This window comes from Vibrio sp. Isolate32 (assembly GCF_022397955.1).
GTDB lineage: Bacteria > Pseudomonadota > Gammaproteobacteria > Enterobacterales > Vibrionaceae > Vibrio.
Genome location: NZ_JAKEUQ010000022.1, coordinates 57,219 through 83,357 on the forward strand (window position 1 = coordinate 57,219; position 26,139 = coordinate 83,357).

At 45.3% G+C, this 26,139-nt stretch carries 36 protein-coding genes; 12 read left to right on the forward strand and 24 right to left on the reverse strand.

Going from position 1 to position 26,139, the window contains the following annotated elements; all coding sequences use genetic code 11:
- Positions 1-14: 14 nt before the first annotated feature.
- The 3 genes from L1D11_RS16190 to cysD form a co-directional block, all read right to left on the reverse strand.
- Entirely contained in the window at positions 15-1,739 is a 1,725-nt protein-coding gene (locus L1D11_RS16190; RefSeq protein ID WP_239831804.1) for an SLC13 family permease, read from the reverse strand.
- A gap of 65 nt (positions 1,740-1,804) precedes the next feature.
- A complete protein-coding gene (cysN, locus tag L1D11_RS16195) occupies positions 1,805-3,235 on the reverse strand; it encodes a sulfate adenylyltransferase subunit CysN (protein WP_239831805.1) in 1,431 nt (476 codons plus the stop codon).
- An 18-nt stretch (positions 3,236-3,253) separates the two neighbouring features.
- A complete protein-coding gene (cysD, locus tag L1D11_RS16200) occupies positions 3,254-4,198 on the reverse strand; it encodes a sulfate adenylyltransferase subunit CysD (RefSeq protein WP_258166798.1) in 945 nt (314 codons plus the stop codon).
- A gap of 412 nt (positions 4,199-4,610) precedes the next feature.
- Here cysD and L1D11_RS16205 point away from each other — a divergent pair, with 412 nt between their 5' ends.
- The 10 genes from L1D11_RS16205 to L1D11_RS16250 all read left to right on the forward strand — a co-directional run bounded on the left by L1D11_RS16205 (position 4,611) and on the right by L1D11_RS16250 (position 14,161).
- Complete coding sequence (locus L1D11_RS16205) at positions 4,611-6,587, forward strand: bifunctional 2',3'-cyclic-nucleotide 2'-phosphodiesterase/3'-nucleotidase (protein WP_128159282.1); 1,977 nt, start codon at positions 4,611-4,613, stop codon at positions 6,585-6,587.
- A 329-nt stretch (positions 6,588-6,916) separates the two neighbouring features.
- The gene (locus L1D11_RS16210; RefSeq protein WP_239831806.1) at positions 6,917-7,504 is read left to right on the forward strand and encodes a DedA family protein; all 588 of its coding nucleotides are present in this window, start codon (positions 6,917-6,919) and stop codon (positions 7,502-7,504) included.
- A 50-nt stretch (positions 7,505-7,554) separates the two neighbouring features.
- A complete protein-coding gene (locus L1D11_RS16215) occupies positions 7,555-8,634 on the forward strand; it encodes an ATP-grasp domain-containing protein (RefSeq protein WP_239831807.1) in 1,080 nt (359 codons plus the stop codon).
- 19 nt (positions 8,635-8,653) lie between these two features.
- Complete coding sequence (locus L1D11_RS16220; protein ID WP_239831808.1) at positions 8,654-9,196, forward strand: DinB family protein; 543 nt, start codon at positions 8,654-8,656, stop codon at positions 9,194-9,196.
- 2 nt (positions 9,197-9,198) lie between these two features.
- Complete coding sequence (locus L1D11_RS16225; protein ID WP_239831809.1) at positions 9,199-9,948, forward strand: NRDE family protein; 750 nt, start codon at positions 9,199-9,201, stop codon at positions 9,946-9,948.
- 12 nt (positions 9,949-9,960) lie between these two features.
- Positions 9,961-10,398, forward strand: a complete 438-nt coding sequence (locus tag L1D11_RS16230; protein ID WP_239831810.1) for a YHS domain-containing (seleno)protein — start codon at positions 9,961-9,963, stop codon at positions 10,396-10,398.
- A 12-nt stretch (positions 10,399-10,410) separates the two neighbouring features.
- Entirely contained in the window at positions 10,411-12,165 is a 1,755-nt protein-coding gene (locus L1D11_RS16235) for a lysophospholipid acyltransferase family protein (RefSeq protein WP_239831811.1), read from the forward strand.
- Positions 12,166-12,236: 71 nt separating this feature from the next.
- A complete protein-coding gene (locus L1D11_RS16240) occupies positions 12,237-12,803 on the forward strand; it encodes a Crp/Fnr family transcriptional regulator (protein WP_239831812.1) in 567 nt (188 codons plus the stop codon).
- A gap of 57 nt (positions 12,804-12,860) precedes the next feature.
- Entirely contained in the window at positions 12,861-13,313 is a 453-nt protein-coding gene (locus L1D11_RS16245; RefSeq protein ID WP_239831813.1) for a GNAT family N-acetyltransferase, read from the forward strand.
- Positions 13,313-14,161 (forward strand): DMT family transporter, encoded by an 849-nt coding sequence (locus tag L1D11_RS16250; RefSeq protein ID WP_239831814.1) that lies wholly within the window; start codon positions 13,313-13,315, stop codon positions 14,159-14,161. Before L1D11_RS16245 ends, L1D11_RS16250 begins: the two co-directional genes overlap by 1 nt.
- Before the next feature lie 50 nt (positions 14,162-14,211).
- Here L1D11_RS16250 and L1D11_RS16255 read toward each other — a convergent pair whose 3' ends face one another.
- Positions 14,212-14,796, reverse strand: coding sequence for a LysM-like peptidoglycan-binding domain-containing protein (locus L1D11_RS16255; protein WP_239831815.1), 585 nt, complete (start codon positions 14,794-14,796; stop codon positions 14,212-14,214).
- Between the two features lie 213 nt (positions 14,797-15,009).
- Here L1D11_RS16255 and L1D11_RS16260 point away from each other — a divergent pair, with 213 nt between their 5' ends.
- A complete protein-coding gene (locus tag L1D11_RS16260) occupies positions 15,010-15,630 on the forward strand; it encodes an FKBP-type peptidyl-prolyl cis-trans isomerase (RefSeq protein ID WP_004738774.1) in 621 nt (206 codons plus the stop codon).
- Positions 15,631-15,764: 134 nt separating this feature from the next.
- Complete coding sequence (locus tag L1D11_RS16265) at positions 15,765-16,259, forward strand: DUF2780 domain-containing protein (protein ID WP_239833910.1); 495 nt, start codon at positions 15,765-15,767, stop codon at positions 16,257-16,259.
- Positions 16,260-16,566: 307 nt separating this feature from the next.
- Here the strand turns inward: L1D11_RS16265 and rplQ are convergent, their stop codons facing one another.
- The 20 genes from rplQ to rplP all read right to left on the reverse strand — a co-directional run bounded on the left by rplQ (position 16,567) and on the right by rplP (position 26,137).
- Complete coding sequence (gene rplQ / locus L1D11_RS16270) at positions 16,567-16,947, reverse strand: 50S ribosomal protein L17 (RefSeq protein WP_004729812.1); 381 nt, start codon at positions 16,945-16,947, stop codon at positions 16,567-16,569.
- A gap of 24 nt (positions 16,948-16,971) precedes the next feature.
- A complete protein-coding gene (gene rpoA / locus L1D11_RS16275) occupies positions 16,972-17,964 on the reverse strand; it encodes a DNA-directed RNA polymerase subunit alpha (RefSeq protein WP_004729813.1) in 993 nt (330 codons plus the stop codon).
- A 22-nt stretch (positions 17,965-17,986) separates the two neighbouring features.
- Positions 17,987-18,607, reverse strand: a complete 621-nt coding sequence (gene rpsD, locus L1D11_RS16280) for a 30S ribosomal protein S4 (protein ID WP_004738777.1) — start codon at positions 18,605-18,607, stop codon at positions 17,987-17,989.
- Between the two features lie 31 nt (positions 18,608-18,638).
- Positions 18,639-19,028 (reverse strand): 30S ribosomal protein S11, encoded by a 390-nt coding sequence (rpsK, locus tag L1D11_RS16285; protein ID WP_004738778.1) that lies wholly within the window; start codon positions 19,026-19,028, stop codon positions 18,639-18,641.
- 19 nt (positions 19,029-19,047) lie between these two features.
- The gene (rpsM, locus tag L1D11_RS16290) at positions 19,048-19,404 is read right to left on the reverse strand and encodes a 30S ribosomal protein S13 (RefSeq protein ID WP_004738779.1); all 357 of its coding nucleotides are present in this window, start codon (positions 19,402-19,404) and stop codon (positions 19,048-19,050) included.
- Positions 19,405-19,552: 148 nt separating this feature from the next.
- Complete coding sequence (gene rpmJ / locus L1D11_RS16295) at positions 19,553-19,666, reverse strand: 50S ribosomal protein L36 (RefSeq protein WP_000868186.1); 114 nt, start codon at positions 19,664-19,666, stop codon at positions 19,553-19,555.
- Positions 19,667-19,707: 41 nt separating this feature from the next.
- Complete coding sequence (secY, locus tag L1D11_RS16300; protein WP_004738781.1) at positions 19,708-21,042, reverse strand: preprotein translocase subunit SecY; 1,335 nt, start codon at positions 21,040-21,042, stop codon at positions 19,708-19,710.
- Between the two features lie 20 nt (positions 21,043-21,062).
- Positions 21,063-21,497: a 50S ribosomal protein L15 gene (rplO, locus tag L1D11_RS16305; RefSeq protein ID WP_004736758.1), complete on the reverse strand. Its 435-nt coding sequence runs from the start codon at positions 21,495-21,497 to the stop codon at positions 21,063-21,065.
- A gap of 5 nt (positions 21,498-21,502) precedes the next feature.
- Positions 21,503-21,679, reverse strand: a complete 177-nt coding sequence (gene rpmD / locus L1D11_RS16310) for a 50S ribosomal protein L30 (protein ID WP_004736756.1) — start codon at positions 21,677-21,679, stop codon at positions 21,503-21,505.
- A 7-nt stretch (positions 21,680-21,686) separates the two neighbouring features.
- Entirely contained in the window at positions 21,687-22,187 is a 501-nt protein-coding gene (gene rpsE / locus L1D11_RS16315; protein WP_004738783.1) for a 30S ribosomal protein S5, read from the reverse strand.
- Positions 22,188-22,201: 14 nt separating this feature from the next.
- Complete coding sequence (rplR, locus tag L1D11_RS16320; RefSeq protein WP_004738784.1) at positions 22,202-22,555, reverse strand: 50S ribosomal protein L18; 354 nt, start codon at positions 22,553-22,555, stop codon at positions 22,202-22,204.
- A 9-nt stretch (positions 22,556-22,564) separates the two neighbouring features.
- Positions 22,565-23,098, reverse strand: a complete 534-nt coding sequence (gene rplF / locus L1D11_RS16325; protein WP_004738786.1) for a 50S ribosomal protein L6 — start codon at positions 23,096-23,098, stop codon at positions 22,565-22,567.
- A gap of 13 nt (positions 23,099-23,111) precedes the next feature.
- Positions 23,112-23,504 carry a 30S ribosomal protein S8 gene (gene rpsH / locus L1D11_RS16330; RefSeq protein ID WP_004738788.1) on the reverse strand — a complete coding sequence of 131 codons (393 nt, stop codon included), beginning with the start codon at positions 23,502-23,504 and terminating at the stop codon, positions 23,112-23,114.
- A gap of 29 nt (positions 23,505-23,533) precedes the next feature.
- Positions 23,534-23,839, reverse strand: a complete 306-nt coding sequence (gene rpsN, locus L1D11_RS16335; RefSeq protein ID WP_004738789.1) for a 30S ribosomal protein S14 — start codon at positions 23,837-23,839, stop codon at positions 23,534-23,536.
- A 16-nt stretch (positions 23,840-23,855) separates the two neighbouring features.
- Positions 23,856-24,395: a 50S ribosomal protein L5 gene (rplE, locus tag L1D11_RS16340; RefSeq protein ID WP_004738790.1), complete on the reverse strand. Its 540-nt coding sequence runs from the start codon at positions 24,393-24,395 to the stop codon at positions 23,856-23,858.
- Positions 24,396-24,419: 24 nt separating this feature from the next.
- Positions 24,420-24,737 carry a 50S ribosomal protein L24 gene (gene rplX / locus L1D11_RS16345; RefSeq protein WP_004738792.1) on the reverse strand — a complete coding sequence of 106 codons (318 nt, stop codon included), beginning with the start codon at positions 24,735-24,737 and terminating at the stop codon, positions 24,420-24,422.
- A gap of 11 nt (positions 24,738-24,748) precedes the next feature.
- Positions 24,749-25,120 carry a 50S ribosomal protein L14 gene (gene rplN, locus L1D11_RS16350; RefSeq protein WP_004738793.1) on the reverse strand — a complete coding sequence of 124 codons (372 nt, stop codon included), beginning with the start codon at positions 25,118-25,120 and terminating at the stop codon, positions 24,749-24,751.
- Positions 25,121-25,281: 161 nt separating this feature from the next.
- Positions 25,282-25,536 carry a 30S ribosomal protein S17 gene (rpsQ, locus tag L1D11_RS16355; RefSeq protein ID WP_004738796.1) on the reverse strand — a complete coding sequence of 85 codons (255 nt, stop codon included), beginning with the start codon at positions 25,534-25,536 and terminating at the stop codon, positions 25,282-25,284.
- Positions 25,536-25,727, reverse strand: a complete 192-nt coding sequence (rpmC, locus tag L1D11_RS16360) for a 50S ribosomal protein L29 (RefSeq protein ID WP_004736737.1) — start codon at positions 25,725-25,727, stop codon at positions 25,536-25,538. The genes rpsQ and rpmC overlap by 1 nt, the downstream gene beginning before the upstream one ends.
- The gene (gene rplP / locus L1D11_RS16365; RefSeq protein ID WP_004736736.1) at positions 25,727-26,137 is read right to left on the reverse strand and encodes a 50S ribosomal protein L16; all 411 of its coding nucleotides are present in this window, start codon (positions 26,135-26,137) and stop codon (positions 25,727-25,729) included. The genes rpmC and rplP overlap by 1 nt, the downstream gene beginning before the upstream one ends.
- Positions 26,138-26,139 lie beyond the last annotated feature (2 nt).

Here is a 26,139-nt window from a genome sequence, read left to right on the forward strand (position 1 = left end):
TTAAATAAACAGCATTAAAATGGGAAAAAGTAAGGAATTAGGGTCAATACCAAGCCCGAGTAAACAATCGAGATTGGGATACCGATGCGCAGATAATCTGTGAGGTGATAATTACCTACGCTATAAACAAGTAAGTTAGTCTGGTAGCCGTATGGCGAAATGAAGCTGGCACTCGCACCAAACAATACCGCCATGATGAATGGCATTGGGTCAACGCCATAGCCTACCGCCATGCTGTAGCCGATCGGGAACGAAAGTGCCGCAGCGGCGTTATTGGTAACTAACTCTGTCAAAATCAGAGTCATCAGATAAGTCGCGACCAAGGCACCAAATACGCCCCAGCCATTAAATGCCTCAATGAACATCTGCCCCATACGTTCCGACAAACCCGATGAAATCATCAGCTGAGCAATAGAGAGCGCAGAGCCCACAATCACAACAATATCAACAGGAAAGCGGCGGCGAAGCTCACTCAGCTGCACAATGCCAAATGCCACCAGCAATAATAAAAACCCAGCTAAGCCTTTAATTATCGGCACCATATCAAGCAGTGCTAAACCAATCACACTAGTGAAACCAAGTAGTACAAGCGCCGATTTATCAGCATCAAGCTTGGCACTTGAATCCAAATCATTCATCAACACAAACTCTTTGTTGTGTTGTTGTCGCTGCTCTTCAAAGCGTTTGCCTGGCACCAGAATCAAGGTATCGCCTGCCGTCAGCGTGATGTTACCCAAGCCACCTTCAAGGCGTTCATGACCGCGACGAATCGCCACCACCACCGCATCAAAGCGGTCTCGGAACTGACTGGTTTTCAGTGTTTTATTACAAAAGCTTGCCGATGAGCTCACCACTACTTCAACAAAGCTCTGACCGTTGAGGTGATGTTGACCAAACAGAGTTAGCCCTTGGATTTCTTGCAGCGTCGCGACACTCTCTACATCACCACAAAACAGCAGTCGATCACGAGCCTGCAATACAAAATCAGGGTCAATCGAGGCTGTGGTTTTACCGTCACGAATCACTTCCGCTAAGAACAACTTTCGCAGTGCTCTTAGGTTATTCTCACTCACACTGCGACCAACCAACGGAGAGCCCGGCTCTACTCTAGCCTCCAAGAAGTAAGGCAGATCATCTTGCGATCCATCATCGTAGTTTGGTAGGAAGTAACTCAGAGGAATAAGGATCAACACCCCACCCGCTAATACCGCTAAACCGATCAGAGTTGGCGTAAAAAAGTTAAGACTCGGCAATCCTGCATCTTCAACAAAGCTATTGATGATCAAATTGGTTGAGGTGCCGATCAATGTCAGTGTTCCACCAAGAATAGCGGCATATGACAATGGAATAAGGAGTTTGGATGGCGCGTGTTGTTGGTTACGTTTGATCGCACCGATCAAAGAAACCACCACTGCCGTGTTATTGGTAAAAGAAGAAAGCAAGGCTGTGGAAATACCCAACTTTGCCACCACTGTGCCCAAGCAGCCTTCAGAAATATTGCGGCTAACCCAACTGATTAAGCGAGTTTTTTCCAGCGCACTTGATGCCAAGATCAGGAGAATTAGGGTCAGTAATGAGGAATTAGTGAAATTGTTGGCTATGCTCGATAGGTCGATCATCCCACCCATAAAAGCAATAAACGCCGCGCCAGCAAAGATAAAGCTTGGCTTAATACGGGTAACGAGCAGGCAAGTAATGATGCCGAGCAAAATCGCTAATACAAATCCTTGTTGCCACATATACCCGTCCTTTGTGGCGGAAACGATCGGTTTCCGCCTGATTCAATAAGCTGCTACTTAACCGTTTATGACTTAAGTAATTGGCTTAAATCTTTGGCATCCCAATGAGGGAAGTGCTTGCGAACCAATGCATTAAACTCAAGTTCAAATGCAGAGAAGTTACCGACTTGCTGTTCAACAGAGTCCAAACGGTCTCGAATCAAACCCGCGCCAACTGTCACGTTGGTTAGGCGGTCAATAACGATGAAGCCACCGGTATCGGCACTTTCACGGTATTTATCCAGCGCGACTGTCTCGTTCAGTGACCACTCACACAAGCCAATACCATTCAGTGGTAACTCTTCAACCTCATGCGTCGACAGGTTGTTGATGTCGTATTGATGGCGAACCGTTTCCACCTGACCAACGGTTTTCTTGCCTGCGATCTTGATGTCGTAAGCTTTACCCGGTTGCAATGGTTGCTCTGTCATCCACACAATATCTGCCAATATGTGGTTAGTAGATTCAATCTGCGCGTTTTCTAATACAATCAAATCACCACGACTGATATCAATTTCATCTTCAAGAGTCAGTGTTACCGCCAAGCCCGCTTGCGCCGTCTCCAAATCTCCATCAAAGGTTACGATACGAGCAACTTTAGAAGTTTTACCTGATGGCAGCGCCTTGATTTCATCACCGACGCTAACACGGCCAGAAGCCACAGTGCCGGCAAAGCCGCGAAAGTCTAAGTTAGGACGATTCACATACTGCACAGGGAAACGGAATTCGCCTGCAGAGCGCTTTTGATCAATGTCGACGTTCTCTAATACTTCCAGTAGAGACGGACCTTCGAACCATGCTAGTTCTTTACTTGGTGCAGCAACGTTGATGCCTTCAAGTGCTGAAACTGGCAAGATCTGAATGTGGGTTTCACCTGCTAGGTTTTCTGCAAACTCTAGGTATTCATCGCGAATCTCTTCAAAACGATCTTTTGAGTAGTCCACAAGATCCATCTTGTTCACTGCAACGATGAAATGCTTCAAACCGAGCAAGTTAGAAATAAACGAGTGACGACGCGTTTGATCTAAGACGCCCTTACGCGCATCAATCAAGATCACCGCCAGATCACAAGTTGAAGCGCCTGTTGCCATATTGCGCGTGTACTGCTCATGCCCTGGGGTATCAGCAATAATGAATTTACGTTTTTGCGTCGAGAAGTAGCGGTAAGCAACATCAATGGTGATGCCTTGCTCACGCTCAGCCTGCAAGCCATCAACAAGCAGTGCTAAATCAGGCTTCTCACCTGTGGTACCCACTCGCTGACTATCCGAGTGAACCGCTGCTAGCTGATCTTCATAAATCTGTTTTGTATCATGGAGTAAGCGACCGATTAGCGTACTTTTTCCATCATCTACCGAGCCACAAGTTAAGAATCTAAGCATAGATTTATGCTGATGCTGACTCAGATAACCTTCAATCCCTAGTTCAGCCAATTCGGCTTCTACTGCACTATTCATTTTTCTTTCCTTAGATTCTTAGAAATAACCTTGGCGCTTTTTCAGCTCCATTGAGCCAGACTGATCATGGTCAATCGCTCGACCTTGACGCTCACTGGACGTCGCCACCAGCATCTCTTCAATAATGCCTGTTAGCGTATTCGCCTCAGATTCAACCGCTCCGGTTAGTGGGTAACAGCCTAAAGTACGAAAACGAACGCTTTTCTCTTCAATCACTTCACCTTCTTGTAGCTCCATACGGTCGTCATCAACCATGATCAGCATGCCATCACGCTCAACAACCGGGCGTTTATCAGAAAGGTAAAGTGGAACAATATCGATGCTCTCTAAATAGATGTATTGCCAGATATCTAGCTCAGTCCAGTTTGATAGAGGGAACACGCGAATACTCTCGCCCTTATTAACTTGACCGTTATAGGTATGCCACAGCTCAGGACGCTGATTCTTTGGATCCCACGTATGATTCTTATCGCGGAAAGAGTAAACACGTTCTTTCGCTCGAGATTTCTCTTCATCACGACGCGCACCACCAAAGGCAGCATCGAACCCATACTTGTTTAACGCCTGCTTAAGGCCCTGAGTTTTCATGATGTCGGTATGCTTAGAAGAGCCGTGCACAAATGGGCTACACCCCATTGCTAGACCTTCAGGGTTCTTATGTACCAAAAGGTCAAAACCGTACTTTTTGGCTGTGCGGTCACGGAACTCAATCATCTCGCGAAATTTCCAGTCCGTATCAACGTGTAACAGTGGAAAAGGAATCTTACCTGGGTAAAACGCTTTGCGAGCTAAATGAAGCATCACAGAAGAATCTTTACCGATGGAGTACATCATTACTGGGTTATCAAACTCAGCCGCCACTTCACGGATAATATGAATACTTTCCGCTTCTAGCTGTTTTAGGTGGGTTAAACGTTCTTGGTCCATTTCAGTGCTTCCTTTAAGGCTCGCATTACGAGCAATTCATTACTTGGTCTCACCAAGCAAGGGATTTAGCTCATCCACTTAGTGAATGGGAGTATCGGCACTAGAAGAAAACAGAAGCTTCGATTGAGCTATCCTTGCTATTCATCTGCCTGATACGTCCTTGATATAGGCATTATGACGAGCCGCTCATATTACTGGAAATTCTAAAATTTCATTTTTTATTCGAAAAGCTGATAAGGCGTGCAATAAATAGATAAGCAAGTGAAATGAATGGACTAATCTTATCGATACCATTTGTACATAGATTGACCAGCTTTGTGAGGCATCTTGCAGAACACCATAAAGTAATCGATCTAAGTCACGAATTAACATTCGTTGTAATCATTGTTTCATTCCATTTTGTTACATTACGCGACGAATTTTCTTCTATCCACTTTGGAGCTACAAAATGAAAGTTGCAATGAAACCTTTATCATTGGCTGTACTTGCGGGTCTTGGTCTGACACTCGCAGGCTGCACAACAACACCAGATACCGATGAAGTGATTAAACTACGTGTCGTAGAGACGACTGACATCCATACTAACCTAATGGATTACGACTACTACAAAGACAAGCCATCACAGAAAATTGGCTTAGCACGTACTGCAACTCTAGTAAAAGAAGCTCAAAACGAAGTAACAAACAGCGTATTAGTTGATAACGGTGACCTACTGCAAGGTAGCCCAATGGGTGACTACATGGCAGACAAAGGCATCGTTGCCGGTGAAGTTCACCCTGCTTACAAAGCAATGAACCAGCTAAGCTATGATGCAGCGAATATCGGTAACCACGAGTTCAACTACGGCCTAGAGTTCCTAGAAGAGTCTATCAACGACGCTGATTTCCCATACATCAGTGCTAACGTTTACGATGCTGAAACGAAAGAGCACTACTTCACGCCTTACATCATCAAGACGCACACGTTCGCAGATACAGCGGGCGTAGAGCACGAGATCAAAGTAGGTTACATCGGCTTTGTTCCACCACAAATCATGACGTGGGATAAGAAGAACCTTGAAGGTAAAGTAATCGCTCGCGACATCGTTGAGACAGCGAACGAACTAGTACCTCAAATGAAAGCTGAAGGCGCAGACGTTATCGTTGCGATCCCTCACTCTGGTGTATCTCAAGACCCATACAAAGCAGGCGAAGAGAACTCGACGCTTTACCTATCTGAAGTAGAAGGTATTGATGCGATTGCATTTGGTCACTCTCACGCCGTATTCCCAGGTAAAGGCTTCGACAACATCCAAGGCGTTGACAACGAAAACGGCACCATGAACGGTGTTGCGGCGGTAATGCCAGGTCGTTGGGGTAGCCACGTAGGTGTTATGGACCTAACACTGGCGCAAAAAGACGGCAAATGGGAAGTAGTAAAAGGCCAATCTGAAGCTCGCCCTATCTACGACAAGATTGAGAAGAAATCACTAGCTGCAGCGGATGAAGGCATCGTAACTGCACTAGAAAAAGACCACCAAGGTACTCGTGATTTTGTGAACCAACCAATTGGTAAAGCAGATGACGTGATGTACAGCTTCCTATCGCTGGTACAAGACGATCCAACAGTACAGATCGTTAACCTTGCACAAAAAGATTACGTTGAGCAATTTATCCAAGGCGACCCTGATCTAGACGGTACACCAGTACTTTCTGCAGCAGCACCATTCAAAGCGGGCGGTCGTAAGAATGACCCTGCAAACTTCACTGAAGTTGAATCTGGTCAACTAACATTCCGTAACGCGGCTGACTTGTACCTTTACCCGAACACGCTAGTGGCGATGAAGGTAACAGGTCACGAAGTAAAAGAGTGGCTTGAGTGTTCTGCGGGTCAGTTCAACCAAATCGACGTGAACTCTACAGCACCACAGCAGCTGATTGAGTGGGATAACTTCCGTACTTACAACTTCGATGTTATCGACGGTGTGGATTACCAAATCGACGTAACTCAACCTGCGAAATACGATGCAAACTGTAAAGTGGTTAACCCTGATTCTCAGCGTATTGTTGGCCTAACTTACCAAGGTAAGCCAATCGACATGAAGCAAGACTTCCTGATCGCAACCAACAACTACCGTGCTTACAGCGCTAAGTTCCCAGGCACAGGTGAAGAATTCATCGCATTTGATGCGCCAGATGAAAACCGTACTGTACTGGCGAACTACATCTCTCGCGTAAGCAAAGAGCAAGGTCAAGTGAGCCCAACAGCTGATAACAACTGGTCATTCGCACCAATCAAAACGGATAAGAAACTAGATATCCGCTTTGAAACGTCACCAAGTGAGAAAGCTGCACAGTTCATCAAAGATAAAGGTCAATACCCGATGAAACGCGTGGCGACTGATGATGTTGGCTTCGGTGTTTACCAAATCGACCTAACTAAATAGATTACTCAAGTAATCGATAGTTAACCTTCTAAAGGCTGAGTCTCACGACTCAGCCTTTTTTGTTTTCAAAACAACTTAAGCAATTGAATAACAAATGGATTAGTTCTTAATTTCAAATAATTCGTCCCTCTCAAACTGCTTTTCAAATCACAGCCTCTTATTGCACTCCCTCATCGAAACATCATTACGTTTATATCTAGTGGTACTCAACCAGACTAAAAAAGCTGCAATTCGCTGTAAGTTTTTCTCAGCTCCTCCTGTCTATTTAATTTACTACACTCAATGAATGGTCAAAAACCATTCATCTACAGGATAAATAGGGACATTTGATGAGTACCGCTGAGAGCATTCAAGCATGGTTACATTCAGGAGAAGAGTCGCTGCTATGGCTAATGCTTGGCATAATCGCGCTTTCTTACCTGCTTGAAGATCTAGCGATTGTGACCGCTGCTGGTTTGGCGACGCAAACACTCATACCACCTCAATACGCACTGCTTGCGATTTTCATCGGCATTGCCACTGGTGACCTTGGCCTCTATTACCTCGGGAAGTCAGGGCGCTACTTTCGGGGAGTTCGTTATAAGGCGCTAACCAACCGACACTTTCGTGCACTTCGCACCAAGCTACATAAAAACGCATTCAGTAGTCTTTTTGTGGTTCGCTTTATTCCAGGGCTACGCACGGTTGGTTTTACCTTGAGTGGATTTTTCGCTATCCCGCTTCCAACTTTCTTGCTGGCTGTAATCAGTGCTACCGCGTTATGGACCGGCGTTGTCTTCTCTGCCATCTACTATTTAGGGACATCGGCCTGGTTACGAGCCTCTGAATATCAATGGGTCATCATCCCATGTGCCATCGCTTTGCTGCTTGTCGGTAATCGATTAATGAATAAAACCTACTCTAGAGGATTATCATGAGTTCACCGTAAGATATTCACATTATTCCCGCACATCAAATAAATGCAGGCATGCCCCTACTTGAAAAAGATACTGTGCGCAGTGTCTCTCCTTATGAGTTTCTTCCGACTTGGTTTTTCTATACACCAGTCGTGATTCAGAGCCTGATTCAAGGGTTACGGCACTTTGATTGGGCACTGCCACTCATTGCCAACCCGAGTATCAAACTCAGCGGCATGGTTGGTGAATCAAAACACGAGATATTGAGCCTTGCCGGATCCTCAAGCAAGCGTTGGATCTCTCCATTTATCACTTTAACCAAAACCGATCTCAGCACTAATAAGCAAGCTGAAGATGCACGTACAGCACTAGTACAAACGGATCTTAATTTCCCTATCGTGGCCAAACCGGATCTTGGTTGTCGCGGGGTTGGAGTAAAGCTGATCAACAGCCAAGATCAACTTGAGCAATATATTGAATCCTTCCCAAATCACGCTCGTTTTCTACTGCAAGAAAAAGCGCCATACCAGGCTGAAGCGGGCGTGTTTTATGTTCGTTATCCGAATAAAAAGCAGGGTGAGATCATCTCGATCACCCTCAAATATGCACCAATAGTCACTGGCGATGGCACTTCAACACTCAAGCAATTAATAGAAAATAACCCACGAGCCGGACAGCTCAGTCACCTGTATCTGCCGAGGCATGAAGACAAGTTAGAACAAGTACTTGATGAAGGTGAAGAATTCCAACTCGCCTTTGCTGGCAGCCATAGCCGTGGGTCGATCTTCCGAGACGGTAATCAATATATCACTCAGGCTTTAACCGAACGTTTAGATGAGATATTCGACGACTTCGACGGTTTTCATTTTGGTCGACTAGACGTCAAGTTCAAAGACATCCACAGCCTAATGCGAGGCGAAGATTTTACGATTCTTGAGGTCAATGGCGCGAGCAGCGAGGCCGGACATATCTGGGATCGTAATACACCGCTGCGAGAGATTTTTTCTACGCTACTTCAACAATACCGCATTCTTTTTGACATAGGTGCTCAGCAGAAACAACGAGGCCACCAGCCTCCATCTTTTAAGAGCCTGTTTAACGCATGGCAAGAAGAGCGACGCCTTGTTCAACAATATCCAACCACCGACTAACTTTATACGAGGAACATGCATGAACCCGATAGCCCAGCCGAGCGCCTTTGCCGCTGTCTCTCCTAGTATCAAGGGAGCGGTAGAGATACTGAATCAAGGCCTAGAGTTTCTGACTGCAATTTCTGATAGCGATTATCTAACGAGTGCTAAGCCACACGTCACTAGCTCTATTGGTGAGCATACTCGCCATACGCTGGATCTTTTTCACGCTTTGATTTTGAAAGAGGATGCGACCATTGATTACAACACTCGCCGTCGTGGTCACCCAGTCGAATACGATAGGTCGATTGCAATCAAAGAGATCCACTACGTGATCAACTGGCTGGAGCGATTAGACCATCATGATCTAGAAGCGCCTATCACGATCCTAACTGAGGTTTCGATGGATACTCAAGTGTTTGCTAGTCTGCCTTCAACACTAGAAAGGGAGATAACCTTTGCAGCGCTGCACGCTAATCATCATTACGCGATGATCAAAGTGATCACCACCTTCCTTGATGTTGAAACCTGTAACACCTTTGGTTATGCCCCAACCACTAGCAGCTATCTGAGGGAGCAATAATCATGTGTTCTGTATCTTGGTTGCTTGAAGAGAATGGCTATCAGGTCTTTTTTAATCGTGATGAACAAAAGACCCGAGCATTGGCAATGCCACCTAAACAGTATCAGGTTAATGGTGTCGATATCATCATGCCACTCGACCCAACAGGCGGTGGTAGCTGGATCAGCATTAACGAGTTCGGACTTTCACTGTGCCTACTCAATAACTATCAAGGCATGGTGCCAGTCGGCCCATTAGTCAGCCGTGGTTTGTTACTGAAGAACCTATCATCGAGTCGTAATATCAGTCAGCTTTCAGAGGCTTTTCATCGACTCAACCTACACTCGTTTACCCCATTTACCCTACTGGCTTTTGCTCCAAATTTAACGCAGCACAATGGTGTGGTGATTGCCTATATGTGGGATGGCATTCAACAGAAAATAATGGAAACCGACTCACCACTATTCTCATCCGGTGTTGATTTAGAACGAGTTCAAGCGTACCGACAAGCCCAATACGATCAACTCGTCGCAACAGAGAAAAATCAGCGAAACCTACTTAAGTTCCACTCTCACCATCACAGTGAACAGCCCCATTTAGCAACCTGTATGCATCGTGAAGACGCACACACAGTCAGCTTTACCCATTTACGTAATCTGCATGGTCATGCCTCGATGTTTTATGCACCCGGCTCACCTTGCGAACCAATCAAACCATGCCAGATAAATAAGCAGCGTTTTACCTTCGATTTATCACCAACAATCAATCTATAGATGGAGTCCATCATGAGAAAACTAATCACCATGGTCATGCTACTGATTAGCCCGTACGTATTTGCCGCCGATGAAATCTATACCGGCTTCTTTAGCAGCAAGGCTCTCGATGGCTACGATACCGTGGCTTACTTCACCTCAGGTAAGCCTGTTGAAGGCAGTAAACAATTCAGCACTGAATACAAAGGCGCGGATTGGTATTTCTCTTCTGAAAAGAATCTGACTTTATTTGTTAATAATCCTGAAAAATATGCCCCTCAATATGGTGGTTATTGCGCATGGGCTGTATCTGCCAAAAACGATTTTGCACCAGGCGATCCACAGTATTGGACCATAGTGGATGACAAACTTTACCTGAACTACGACCAAGAGATTCAGGAGACCTGGGAGAAAGACCGTGCACAGCATATTCAACAAGCCGACAAAGCTTGGCCGCAGCTGATTAAATAAGGTAGCTTCATTATGATTGATAGTCCTTTTCGTTTACCACGTTACACGCCTTTTGGTTTGGGTGAGTCTGTTGTCGAGTGGGCAACTGGGCTATCTAAGCTAGACCGACTCTACCAAGATCGACAAGACGAGTTATCTAGCTTCGAATTCATGAACTACACCTTGTCCGCGCTCAATATCGACTACTCCATTGCATCGGGAAGCACAGAAAACATTCCTGAGGAAGGCCCTGTTGTGATTGTAGCGAACCACCCACTCGGCGCGATTGAAGGAGTGATCCTAGCTGATCTCGTAGGATCAGTGAGGAAGGATGTGAAGGTATTGGCGAATGAGTTACTCAAACGACTACCTGAACTGGATGATCTTTTCATTGGTGTTGATGTCTTTAATGGTAAAGAATCAAAGCGTACTAATGCCAAGGCCATTCGAGATGCCAATCATCACCTAGCTGATGGTGGGCTGCTGATCGTGTTCCCAGCCGGAGAAGTCTCCAGTTACCGCAAAGGAGCAAAAACACTTACCGACATCGAGTGGAGCAAGTCCGTTGCTAAGTTTGTTAAGCGCCATCAAGCGACGACGGTTCCAATCTTTATCAATGGCAAAAACAGTGAGCTGTTCTATCAAGCCGGTCGAGTGCATCCACTATTGAGAACCGCTCTACTCGGGCGTGAACTTCTCAATAAACAGGCGACAACTATCTCTATTTCGATTGGCTCATCGATTCCGTATTCAGAGATAAAATCATTTGAAAAAGAGATGGATATCGTCAACTACCTAAGGCTCAACACCTATCTTATGAGTCAACAAGATAGTCCGAACACACAGGTCCACGCGCCCTCTTTCGATACCCAAGTGATTGCGCCAATATCACCAGAAGTATTGGCAATAGAGGTAAGTTCACTCTCTGAAGAGATGAAACTGCTCGAGCAAGGGGACTTCGAGGTCTACTGCACGCCAAGCCAATCTATTCCCAATTTAATGCGAGAGATTGGTCGAGTCAGAGAAGAGAGCTTTCGAGAAGTCGGTGAAGGTAGCGGGCTTGCTTGTGACTTGGATGAGTATGACCTTTACTACCATCAACTGTTTGTGTGGAACAAAGCTAAGGCCGAATTAGTCGGTGCTTATCGACTGGGTATGGTCGACAAGCTAATTGCCGAACACGGATTAGACCAACTCTATTCCCGTAGCCTGTTCAACTACAACCAAGAGTTCATCGATACCCTAGATAACAGTATTGAACTTGGTCGCTCTGTAGTGAGTAAACATTATCAAAAGAGCCTCAATTCACTGTTACTGCTATGGAAAGGCATTGCTACTTTTGTCTCTCGACACCCTCAATATACTCACCTATTTGGCCCGGTCAGTATCAGTAATGATTACAGCCACAATGCCCGCCTGTTGATCGCGACTACCTTATCGATTCACCATTATGATGAAGAAAAGGCGAGTCTGGTTTCTCCTTCTTCACCACTCAATAGCAGCAGTCATGTGTTCTGGCAAAATCACCTATTGTCTTCACTGGCAAGTGTGCCTCTACTATCCAAAGTGTTAGCTCGTATGGAGCAAGGAAAAGGGTTACCGGTACTACTGCGCCAATACCTTGGGATGAATGGCAAGCTAGTGTGTTTTAACGTCGACCCATCGTTTAACGATGCACTAGATGGTTTGATTGTGGTTAACCTTAAGAAGGTACCATTAAAAACCTTAGGTAAGTACATGGGTCGAGAGCTTGCTCAAGATTACCTAGAGCAGCACGCCCAACGCTGATTTAGCCCGAACTGTACCTACACTCAGATAAGTGCGATGATTTCGGCACTTATTTGGGTTAGGTTATTTTCATGCACACCTCTTTTATCGAACAACTGCAAAGTTTCGACTTCTCAGAAAGTCAGATTGAATCGCTAGTCGCTGTCGCCAAGCCTCTTGAACTACCGACTAGACACATCCTTATTAACCAAGGAGAGATGGCGGGCTCAATTTACTTCGTGCTTGAAGGCTTATGCCACGCTTGTTACCTCACTGATGAGGGCAAGCAATACAGCAAAGAGTTCTACTGGGAACAAGACTGGATTATCGGCTTTGAGAGCTTGATAAAGAACCAAGCGTCCCCGTACCTACTAGAAACGCTCACACCCATCACAATGTTAGAACTGCCAATGAAGGCCGTGATCGAGTGGCGTGCATCGAATAACCCTTTGTATTTAAAGCTGTTAGAAACGCAGCTGATGCACAAAGAAAATAAGGAGCGCTTCATGTTGCTCTATACCCCAGAGCAACGTTACCAGCTTTTCTGTGAGCACTATCCAGACCTTGAGCAGCGCCTCAACGACAATCAAATTGCCGCTTATTTAGGAATAACCGCGATAAGCTTGAGCAGAATTAAAGGTCGAATTAACAATAGTTAATGCTAACAATCAGTGTGCATAGTACATTCAAAGCATCGATAATCTCTGGATGTAAACATGATCACTTGGCACTCAATTCCCTTCTCTGAACTTTCAACACATCAGCTTTATCAACTGCTTAAATTGCGAGTAGATGTATTTGTGGTTGAGCAAACCTGCCCTTACCCGGAGCTTGACGGTAAAGACACACTCGCTGGTGTTCACCACCTTCTTGGTTATGCAGATGAGGAGCTAGTGGCGTGTGCTCGCTTGTTGCCGCCGGGCACGAGTTATAACAACACCAGCATCGGCCGAGTGGCAACTAAGCAATCAGCAAGAGGTGATGGCTTGGGACATCAATTAATAAAAGAAGCATTAACACGCTGTGAGGCTCTTTGGCCAAATATGGCCATTGATATTGGCGCGCAGCAATACCTAGAAAACTTCTATGCGAGCCATGGCTTCAAAACCATCTCGGCTATGTACCTCGAAGATGATATTCCTCATGTAGACATGAGATTAGAAAAATAATGACGAATATCACTGCCGGTATTCTATTGTTGGTTGTAGGTAACTTGTTTGCCTCGCTTTCCGACGTAGCGGTAAAGCTGTTAAGTGGCGAAGTGCCGCCCTTGCAGTATATTTTTTTCCGACAGTTGATATCTCTACTCATCATCACCCCTTTGTGGCTACAACAGAAACAAGAACAACGGCGCTTACAGCAGGCTAAGGTAACCGTTATTCGAGGTCAGTTAATTCTGATCGGCAGTGGATGTATGGTGATCGCAATCACTCACTTGTCTTTGGCAACCGCCAACGCAGTATTTTATGTCGCGCCTTTACTGATGCTGCCGCTCTCTATGTTGCTATTGAAAGAGCAACCGGCACTCGGCAAGGTTATCGCCACAACCTTAGGCTTTATTGGCGCATTGATTGTCTTGAGGCCATCGCAATTTCACTGGGCAGCACTGTTTGCATTGGGTACAGCACTGACGCTTGCCCTGTTTAATGTACTGGTAAGGAAACTTCCAAGCGAACAATCCGTAGTCACAACGTTGTGGTGGACAACACTCTTTTCTATCCCTGTATCATTAATTCTGTGCTTTTTGTATTGGCAGCCTGTGTCTTTAGAACACCTTGGATACATAGCACTAAGTGCAACGCTAATACTGAGCTACAACGGGCTTGCGGTTGCCGCCTACCAAAAAGCTCACTCAAGTCAGATTGCTCTCGCTGAATATTCTGGTTTGGTGTTTGTCGCATTAATTGGCGCCATATGGTTCGATGAGATCCCTGATACGCTAACCTTTATTGGTATTATGCTGATCATCCTACCGCTCGCGCCTTTCAAGCGACCAAAAAAAAGAGCTAATGCTTAGCTCTTTTTTGTCTCGTTCGTGCTGTTGAGTTCGTAACTCACGCAAGATATCTATTTGCTGCGGCCAAAACCACCGTCAGATAGACGGAAGAACATGACTGATGTGTCGCCCTTCTCTAGTTGTAGGATATCAAGCTGTCCGGTCTCAGCTAATTTGAATCGAACTAACTGACCTTTGCGGATTTGGCTGAGTGGTTTATCAGCCCCTTCAATGCGGACTAGCGCATTTAAATCAGACAGCGGTAACTCGTTGTTTCGGAAGACCTGAGCCAAGGTATCACCATGCTTAACCAGGTACTCCTGCCAATTATTGTTCGTCGGCTCTGATGGGTTGCTCTTAGTATTGTGCTGTTCGCTCAACCCGACGGTATTGATCTCAAGCGCAACGCGAGATGTAACCGGAGTTGCTTCTACTTTGGGCTCAGGTAACGGCACAACAAATAGGGTAAGAACGATCGGCGAAATCACCATTAGTAGTCTTTGGTGTAGCTTAGGTAATAGACCCCAAGTCTGCACAAACGAGGTTTTCATTTCTTTTATATCGATTGAGCTCAATTTCTCTTTGATCTGGTTTAGTCGATCCTTGAGTTCTGCTAAGTGGTCAACTTTCTGCTTTTTCTTTTGACGACGATTCATACCACTGCGTCCTATACATTGAATAACTACAGTATAAAAACCAAAGTACCAACAGTATAGATCTTTCCGTCACAACGGGGCTCAATGCAAGAAAATTGACATGGCAGTGATTTGAACGCGGTAAAGCACAAGTGATCAGGGACTAGCCATTTCTTCACGCTGCTAATACTGGTATTCTTACCTTTTTCGTACTGACAAAAAGAGTGACTTTTCATGTCTGAAGTAAAATTTGAAACTGTAGAGCAAAAAGCTAGCTACGGTATCGGTCTACAAATGGGCCAACAACTTGCTGGTTCTGGTCTTGAAGGCCTAAACGTTGACGCAATCGCTGCTGGTATCGCTACAGCTCTAGTTGGTGACATGCCAGCTATCGAAGTTGACGAAATCAACAACGCACTACAAGAGCTACACACTCGCGGTGAAGCTGCACGTCAAGAACTAGCTAAAGCTGCAGCTGCAGACGGCGAAGCTTTCCTAGCTGACAACGCTCTTCGTTCAGAAGTAACAGTTCTTGAGTCGGGTCTTCAATACGAAGTACTAACTGAAGGCACTGGCGAAATCCCAACAGCAGACAAGCAAGTACGTGTTCACTACCACGGCGAACTAACTGACGGTACTGTTTTCGACAGCTCTGTATCTCGCGGTCAACCAGCTGAATTCCCAGTAACTGGCGTAATTCAAGGTTGGGTTGAAGCTCTACAAATGATGCCTGTTGGCTCTAAGTGGAAGCTATACATCCCTCAAAACCTAGCATACGGTGAGCGTGGCGCAGGTGCTGCAATCCCACCATTTGCTGCTCTAGTATTTGAAGTAGAACTTCTAGCTATTCTTTAATTTTTATAAAAATCTATGGTAAAACAAAATACTATAGGTCAATAAAATTAAAATAATGTAACGGCGATGTGACTACATCGCCGTTTTTCGTTTATAGTGAAAGAGTAAATTACTTTATTAATTAAGGACGAATAATGAAGAAAGTACTCATCACCGTTTTAAGCAGCCTTGCTGTTGTCTCTTGCGCTAGCACCAACGATTCTGAACAAACCAGTTCTGGTTCTGATACAAACTACTCTCAACTATCACAAACTGCATTGATGGCAGCTGTTAACATGTGGTCTCAACAAAACGAGACAACATCGCTTGCCGATACCGTAGCTGACCAAGCTTCAGTAACTAGCGATCAAGCAATTGGTGGCATCGGTTCTATGTTGGCACTTGCACAGAACTCATTAGATACTGCTGACAACAAAGAACTCGCAACGCTTATTCCCGGTATGTCTAGCCTAGAGTCAACAGGCCTATCATCACTACTGAACTCACAAGGTGCAGTTGAAAGTGCTTTTTCTAGCCTAGGTATGGACCCATCGATGGTTTCTACATATGCACCAATCATACTTCAAGCACTGCAATCGCAAGGTGCAACGAGTGGTTTGATAGATTCGTTAGCAGCGATTTGGAAATAAGCTAAGTAACAAGACTGTAGATTGAAATGATAAGGGCACTTCGGTGCTCTTTTTTGTGGACGTAAGAAACTAAGATACGAGATACGAGATACGAGATACGAGATACGAGATACGAGATACGAGATACGAGATACGAGATACGAGATACGAGATACGAGATACGAGATACGAGATACGAGATATTTTGAGAGCGACGCTTCTTCTAAGCAAGAGAAAGTGCCGAGTATTATGATGCCAGATCGAAAAATAATAGATACAAAAAAGCCGAGCTAATGCTCGGCTTTTTGTATTAAGAATCTAGTATAGATTACTCAGCAGCTTCTTCAGCAGCTGGACGGTCTACAAGCTCAATGTAAGCCATTGGAGCTTTATCACCAGTACGGAAACCACATTTAAGAATGCGAGTGTAACCACCTTGGCGAGCCGCGAAACGCGGGCCTAGTTCATTAAATAGTTTTGCTACCACTTCGTTATCACGAGTGCGAGCGAATGCAAGACGACGGTTAGCAACACTGTCTGTCTTAGCTAGGGTAATCAACGGCTCAATTACGCGACGTAGTTCTTTTGCTTTAGGCACGGTAGTTTTGATAACTTCGTGACGAACAAGAGAGCTAGCCATGTTGCTGAACATCGCTTTACGATGACTGCTGTTGCGGTTGAGTTGACGACCACTTTTACGATGGCGCATGACCTAATCCTTCTAACTTTTCGATTAATCTTCAGCGATTGACGCTGGTGGCCAGTTTTCTAGACGCATGCCTAGAGAAAGACCACGTGAAGCAAGCACATCTTTAATCTCTGTAAGAGATTTCTTACCAAGGTTTGGCGTTTTAAGTAGCTCAACCTCAGTGCGCTGTACAAGATCACCGATGTAGTGAATCGCTTCTGCTTTCAAACAGTTAGCAGAGCGAACTGTTAGTTCAAGATCGTCTACAGGACGTAGTAGGATAGGATCGAATTCTGGCTTCTCTTCCTTCTCCTCAGGTACACGTACATCACGAAGATCTACGAACGCATCCAGCTGTTCAGCTAGGATAGTAGCTGCGCGACGGATTGCTTCCTCAGGTTCTAGAGTACCGTTCGTTTCCATATCAATAACAAGCTTGTCTAAGTCAGTACGTTGTTCTACACGTGCCGCTTCTACAGCGTAAGCGATTTTATCAACCGGGCTGTAAGTAGCGTCAACAAGTAGACGACCGATTGGACGCTCATCTTCTTCAGTATGGATACGAGCTGAAGCTGGAACGTAACCACGACCACGTTCTACTTTGATACGCATAGCGATCTCAGCGTTGTCATCCGTTAGGTGACAAATTACGTGCTCAGGGTTAGCGATCTCTACATCACCATCGTGGGTGATGTCACCTGCAACAACAGGGCCTGAGCCTGATTTGTTCAGTGTAATAAACACTTCATCTTTGCCTTCAGCAACGCGTACAGCCAAACCTTTAAGGTTTAGGAGGATTTCCAGGATATCTTCCTGAACACCTTCTTTAGTGCTGTATTCGTGTAGCACACCTTCGATTTCAACTTCTGTTACGGCACAACCCGGCATAGAAGATAGAAGAATGCGGCGAAGAGCATTACCTAGAGTGTGGCCGAAACCGCGCTCTAATGGCTCAAGAGTTACTTTCGCGTGTGTCGTATTGATCTGTTCAATGTCAACAAGACGCGGCTTAAGAAATTCTGTTACAGAACCCTGCATTGTGTCCTCTCTTTTTTTAACCTTACTTAGAGTAAAGTTCGACGATCAAGTGTTCATTGATGTCAGCTGATAGGTCAGAACGCTCAGGCATACGCTTGAATGTACCTTCCATTTTGCCAGCATCTACTTCAATCCAAGTTGGCTTTTCACGTTGTTCAGCAACTTCTAGAGCCGCTTTAATACGAGATTGCTGTTTAGCTTTCTCGCGGATAGAAACAACGTCGTTTGCCGCTACTTTGAAAGAAGGAACGTTTACAACTTTACCGTTAACTAGGATAGACTTGTGGCTAACTAGTTGACGAGATTCAGCGCGAGTTGCGCCAAAGCCCATACGGTAAACTACGTTATCAAGACGACCTTCAAGAAGCTGAAGCAGGTTTGCACCCGTGTTGCCTTTTAGACGTGCAGCTTCTTTGTAGTAGTTGCGGAATTGTTTTTCTAGAACGCCGTAGATACGACGAACTTTTTGCTTCTCACGAAGCTGAACGCCATACTCAGATAGACGACCGCGACGAGCGCCGTGTACACCTGGTGCGTTATCAATTTTACACTTGGTATCGATCGCACGGACACCAGACTTAAGGAATAAGTCAGTACCTTCGCGACGGCTAAGCTTTAGCTTAGGACCCAAATATCTTGCCATGATCTTTCTCCAATATTCCTAGAAACGAAACTTAAACGCGACGTTTCTTAGGTGGACGACAACCGTTATGAGGGATTGGTGTCGCATCAACAATGTTAGTGATACGGAAACCAGCAGCGTTCAGTGCGCGAACAGTAGATTCACGACCTGGACCTGGACCCTTAACCATAACTTCCAAGTTCTTTAGGCCATATTCTTTAGCCATTTCACCACAACGCTCAGCTGCAACTTGTGCTGCGAACGGAGTAGATTTACGAGAACCACGGAAACCTGAACCACCTGCTGTAGCCCATGCAAGAGCGTTGCCTTGACGGTCAGTGATAGTTACGATTGTGTTGTTGAAAGAAGCATGAATGTGCGCTACGCCATCAGCTACTTGCTTGCGTACGCGCTTACGCGCGCGAGTTGGTTGTTTTGCCATTGTACTCTACCTTATCCGACTATTTCTTGATCGGCTTGCGCGGACCCTTACGGGTGCGAGCGTTGGTTTTAGTACGCTGTCCACGTAGTGGTAGACTGCGACGATGACGAAGACCGCGGTAACAGCCAAGGTCCATAAGACGCTTGATGTTCATCGATACTTCACGACGTAGATCACCTTCTACAGTGTACTTAGCTACACCATCACGCAGTTGATCGATCTGCTCTTCAGTTAGTTCACTGATCTTAGCATCTTCAGCAATACCCACTTCAGCTAGAATAGCTTGAGAGCGAGTTTTACCGATACCGTAGATTGCAGTAAGTGCAATTACAGAATGCTTGTGATCAGGAATGTTAATGCCGGCTATACGGGCCATTATTCACTCCTAAGGGGTTCATAAAAGAATTATCCGCAGCAAAGCCCGTTATGGATACGCTGCGGCATACTACTTCTTTTGCACGCAAAAGGTAGGCCGAGGAATATACTCGACTCTACCTTGTATTTCAAGTAAAAATTTCTGCTGATTAGCCTTGGCGTTGCTTATGCTTTGGCTCACTGCAAATCACGCGAACGACACCGTTACGCTTGATAACTTTACAGTTACGGCAGATTTTTTTAACGGAAGCACGAACTTTCATTGCTAAACTCCGTAAATGGAACTGAAATTATTACCACCGAATTAACGGCCGTAACCTTTCAGATTCGCTTTCTTTAACACAGAATCATACTGTTGTGACATCAGATGAGTCTGTACCTGTGCCATGAAATCCATGATAACTACCACTACGATTAGTAGTGAAGTGCCGCCGAAGTAGAAACGAACGTTCCACGCGACCATCATGAATTCAGGAATCAGACATATAAAAGTAATGTATAGAGCGCCCGCAAGGGTTAGTCTAGTCATCACTTTATCGATATATTTCGCTGTCTGCTCACCTGGGCGGATACCGGGTACGAATGCACCAGACTTCTTCAAGTTATCAGCTGTTTCACGAGGGTTAAACACCAACGCTGTATAGAAGAAACAGAAGAAGATTATAGCTGCTGCATAAAGCATTACATACAGAGGCTGACCTGGGCTAAGAGCTAATGACACGTCAGTTAACCAACCGAACGCGCTGCTTTCACCATTTTGACCAAACCACTGTGCTAATGTTCCTGGGAACAAAATAATGCTCGATGCGAAAATCGCTGGAATAACACCTGCCATATTAATTTTAAGTGGCAAGTGAGAGCTTTGTGCTGCAAAAACCTTACGACCTTGTTGACGTTTCGCATAGTTAACGACGATACGACGTTGACCACGTTCCATGAAAACTACGAAGTAGATAACAGCAAAAGACAATACAGCGATCAACAGCAGAAGAAGCACATGCAATTCACCTTGACGCGCTTGCTCGATTGTTTGACCGATTGCAGAAGGCAATCCAGCAACAATACCTGCAAAAATCAGAATGGAAATACCATTACCGATTCCTCGCTCAGTGATTTGTTCACCTAACCACATTAAGAACATGGTACCAGTTACTAAACTCACGGTAGCAATAAGCGTAAACATGGTTTGGTTGATAACAACCAGATTGTCGACCATGTTTGGTAAGCCCGTTGCAATACCAATAGCTTGGAATGTTGCAAGTACAAGCGTGCCGTAGCGTGTATATTGGCTTATCTTACGACGGCCTGCTTCACCCTCTTTCTTGAGTTCCGCTAACGCTGGATGAACTACAGTTAACAATTGGACTACGATCGATGCCGAAATGTACGGCATGATACCCAATGCTAATATAGATGCACGCTCAAGAGCACCACCGGAGAACATGTTAAACATTTCAACGATGGTACCTTTTTGCTGATCGAACAAATCGGCAAGTACAGCTGCGTCAATACCAGGGATCGGCACAAAAGAGCCGGCTCGGAATACTAAAAGTGCACCAATTACGAATAATAAGCGCGACTTTAGTTCACTTAAGCCGCTCTGAGCACTACGAAAATCTTGTCCTGGTTTCTTAGCCATCTGTACCTCGTTCCTCGAGATTATTCCTCGATTTTACCGCCTGCAGCTTCGATTGCAGCTTTAGCGCCTTTAGTCACGCGTAGACCTTTAACAGTCACAGCTTTGCTTAGGTCACCAGAAAGAACGATCTTAACGAATTCGATGTTCTTAGTGATAACGTTAGCAGCTTTAAGGCTGTTAAGATCAACTACGTCACCTGTTACTTTCGCTAGCTCAGCTAGACGAACTTCAGCAGACACTAGGCTCTTACGAGAAGTGAAACCGAATTTAGGTAGACGTTGTTTTAGAGGCATTTGACCGCCTTCAAAACCTGGACGTACAGAGCCGCCAGAACGTGACTTTTGACCTTTGTGACCGCGGCCACCTGTTTTACCAAGGCCAGAACCGATACCGCGACCTACACGCTTCTTAGAAGGTTTAGAGCCAGCAGCCGGTGATAGAGTATTCAAACGCATTCTGATTACTCCTCAATCTTAACCATGTAGTAAACCTTGTTGATCATACCGCGTACGCACGGAGTATCTTCAAGTTCTACTGTATGGTTGATGCGACGAAGACCTAGACCTTTAAGGCACGCTTTGTGCTTAGGTAGGCGACCAATTGAGCTTTTAGTTTGAGTTACTTTAATAGTTGCCATCGTGTGCTTACTCCGAAATAGATTCAACAGTTAGACCACGTTTAGCAGCAACCATTTCTGGTGACTTAACGTCTACTAGAGCACCAATCGTTGCACGAACGATGTTGATAGGGTTCGTAGAACCGTATGCTTTAGAAAGTACGTTATGTACGCCCGCAACTTCAAGTACAGCACGCATTGCACCACCGGCAATAACACCTGTACCTTCTGCAGCTGGCTGCATGTAAACTTTAGAGCCCGAATGACGACCTTTCACCGGGTGGTGAAGAGTGCCTTCGTTCAGCGCAACAGTAACCATGTTACGACGCGCTTTTTCCATTGCTTTTTGAATCGCAGCAGGTACTTCACGAGCTTTGCCGTAACCGAAACCTACACGACCATTACCGTCACCAACTACTGTTAGTGCAGTGAAGCTCATGATTCGACCACCTTTAACCGTCTTAGATACACGGTTAACAGCGATTAGCTTTTCTTGCAAATCATTAGCTTGTTGTTGTTCTTTAGCCATCTTCCAACCCTACCTTAGAATTTCAGACCAGCTTCGCGAGCAGATTCTGCTAGCGCCGCTACTCGACCGTGGTATTGGAAACCAGAACGATCGAATGCAACTGAAGCTACGCCTTTTTCAAGAGCGCGCTCAGCAACAGCTTTACCAACTGCTTTAGCTGCATCAACGTTACCAGTGTTCTTAACTTGCTCACGGATCGCTTTTTCTACAGTAGAAGCAGCTGCGATAACCTCAGAGCCGTTTGCCGCGATAACTTGTGCGTAAACATGGCGAGGAGTACGGTGTACTACCAGGCGAGTTGCACCAAGTTCTGCAATCTTACGACGTGCACGTGTAGCACGACGGATGCGAGATGCTTTCTTATCCATAGTGATACCTTACTTCTTCTTAGCTTCTTTAGTACGCACATTTTCATCTGCGTAACGAACACCTTTACCTTTGTAAGGTTCAGGAGCACGGTAAGAACGAATGTCAGCCGCAACTTGACCAACTAGCTGCTTGTCACAACCAGTTACAACGATCTCAGTTTGGCTAGGGCACTCAGCTTTAATACCTTCAGGTAGAGCGTGCTCTACTGGGTGAGAAAAACCAAGAGTTAGAGCTACAGAGTTGCCTTTCATAGCAGCACGGTAACCAACACCCTTTAGAGTTAGCTTCTTAGTGAAGCCCTCTGTAACACCCACAACCATGTTGTTAACTAGAGCGCGAGCTGTACCAGCTTGTGCCCATGCGTTAGCAACACCTTCTTTCGGACCGAAAGTTAGGTTGTTTTCTTCCTGTGCAATAACTACGGCGTTGTTAAGAACGCGAGTAAGCTCACCTTTGCTACCTTTTACAGTAACTTCTTGGCCGTTTAGTTTCACCTCTACGCCAGCTGGAATAGCGACAGGTGCTTTAGCAACACGAGACATAATCTACTCCTTATTAAGCTACGTAACAGATGATTTCACCGCCAAGACCTGCTTTACGAGCAGCACGGTCAGACATTAGACCCTTGGAAGTAGAAACAACTGCAATACCAAGACCGCCCATCACTGTTGGTAGAGAGTCTTTATTTTTATAAACTCTTAGACCAGGACGTGATACACGCTTGATTTGCTCGATTACAGGTTTAGCTTGGAAGTACTTAAGAGTAACTTCTAGCTCAGGTTTTGCTTCGCCTTCAACAGCGAAGTCTACGATGTAACCTTCAGCTTTTAGTAGTGCAGCAATTGCAACTTTAAGCTTTGAAGAAGGCATTTTTACAGCAACTTTGTTTGCTGCCTGACCGTTACGAACGCGGGTCAGCATATCCGAAATCGGATCTTGCATGCTCATAAGATTTACTCCAAATGATTAAGTGGCAATTACCAGCTAGCCTTACGAAGACCCGGAATCTCGCCTTTCATGCAAGCTTCACGAACCTTAATGCGGCTTAGACCGAATTTACGTAGGTAACCGTGTGGACGACCAGTTTGGTTGCAACGGTTACGCTGACGTGATGCACTTGAATCACGTGGAAGAGATTGCAGTTTAAGAACCGCATTCCAACGATCTTCTTCAGATGCGTTTACATCGCTAATGATAACTTTTAGCGCAGAACGCTTTTCAGCGAACTTAGCTACTAGTTTTGCACGTTTAGCTTCACGTGCTTTCATTGATTGTTTAGCCATAACAGTAACCCTACCCTTACTTACGGAATGGGAAGTTAAAGGCAGCCAGCAGAGCTCGGCCTTCCTCATCGGAACCCGCAGAAGTCGTGATAGTGATATCAAGACCGCGGACACGATCGACTTTATCGTAGTCGATTTCCGGAAAGATGATTTGCTCGCGAACGCCCATGCTGTAGTTACCGCGACCGTCAAAAGACTTAGCGCTAACACCACGGAAATCACGTACACGTGGAAGTGCGATAGAGATTAAACGCTCTAAAAATTCCCACATGCGCTCACCACGCAAGGTTACTTTACAACCAATTGGGTAGCCTTCACGAATTTTAAAACCAGCTACAGATTTACGCGCTTTAGTGATAAGTGGCTTTTGACCAGAGATCGTTGCCATATCAGCTGCTGCGTTTTCTAGCAGTTTCTTATCGTTGATTGCTTCACCAACGCCCATGTTTAGGGTGATTTTCTCAATCCTAGGGACTTGCATGACGCTTGTGTAGCTGAACTCTTTGGTAAGCTCAGCGACTACAGACGACTTGTAGTAATCATGCAGTTTCGCCATAGTAGAACTCCAAATTACTTCTAATTAGTTAGAAACAGTTTCGCCGTTAGATTTGAAGAAACGAACTTTCTTGCCATCTTCGATACGGAAACCGATACGGTCTGCTTTACCAGTAGCCGCGTTAAAAACTGCAACGTTAGAAGCGTCAATAGCTGCTTCTTGTTCAACGATGCCACCTTGTTGACCTAGAGCCGGAACCGGCTTTTGGTGTTTCTTAACAAGGTTGATGCCTTCAACGATAACTTTACCAGTTGTCAGAACCTTAGTTACTTTACCTTTCTTGCCTTTATCTTTACCAGCAAGAATGATTACTTCGTCATTACGACGGATTTTAGCTGCCATATTGCCGCTCCTTACAGAACTTCAGGTGCTAGTGATACAATCTTCATGAATTTCGCGTTACGAAGTTCACGAGTCACAGGACCAAAGATACGTGTGCCGACTGGTTGCTCAGTAGTGTCGTTTAACAATACACAAGCATTACTGTCGAAGCGAATGACAGAACCGTCTGGGCGACGAACGCCTTTACGGGTGCGCACTACTACCGCCTTCAGAACATCACCTTTTTTTACTTTACCGCGAGGAATTGCTTCCTTAACTGTAACTTTGATGATGTCACCGATATGTGCATAACGGCGGTGAGAGCCACCCAGAACCTTAATACACATTACCTTGCGCGCGCCAGAGTTATCTGCTGCGTCAAGTGTACTTTGCATCTGGATCATTGTTAGTGCTCCGCTAAATATTAAAACTAGACCCTCTCGGGTCGGGCTGCCTCTTTAAAAGGGACGCGAATTGTACCACCCTTTTTTTAAATTGGGTAGACAAAAAACAAGCGGCCCCAAAAATAATTTGGAGCCGCTTATAAGTTATAGAATTACAAAGATTAAATCTTCGCTTTTTCTAGAACTTTAACCAATGTCCAAGACTTAGTCTTAGACAGAGGACGACACTCAGCGATTTCAACTTTGTCGCCTAGGCCACAAGTGTTGTCTTCGTCGTGTGCGTGTACTTTAGTCGTGCGTTTAACGTATTTACCGTAAATTGGGTGTTTTACAGTACGTTCGATAGCAACAACGATAGACTTATCCATCTTGTCACTTACTACACGGCCTTGCTGGATGCGGTTAGTTTCGCTCATTATGCGCCTGCCTTTTCGGTCAAAACAGTTTTCACACGTGCGATATCACGGCGTACAGCTTTTAGAGTATGAGTTTGCTGAAGCTGACCAGTCGCAGCTTGCATGCGCAAGTTGAACTGTTCACGTAGCAAATTCAATAGCTCAGCGTTAAGCTCTTCAACGTTCTTTTCGCGTAGATCTTGTGCTTTCATCACATCACCTGCTTAGTTACAAAAGTAGTTTTAACAGGCAGTTTACGTGCCGCTAGGCGGAACGCTTCACGTGCCAACTCTTCAGGTACGCCATTCATTTCGTACATAACTTTGCCAGGTTGGATTTGAGCAACCCAGTACGCTACTGAACCTTTACCTTTACCTTGACGAACTTCAAGAGGCTTTTCAGTAATCGGTTTATCTGGGAATACACGAATCCAGATTTGACCTTGACGCTTAATGTGACGTGTCATAGCACGACGTGCCGCTTCGATTTGACGTGCAGTTAGACGACCACGGCCAACAGCTTTAAGACCGAATTCGCCGAAGCTTACTTCAGTACCTTTAGCTAGACCACGGTTACGACCAGTCATAACCTTGCGGAACTTAGTACGTTTTGGTTGTAGCATCG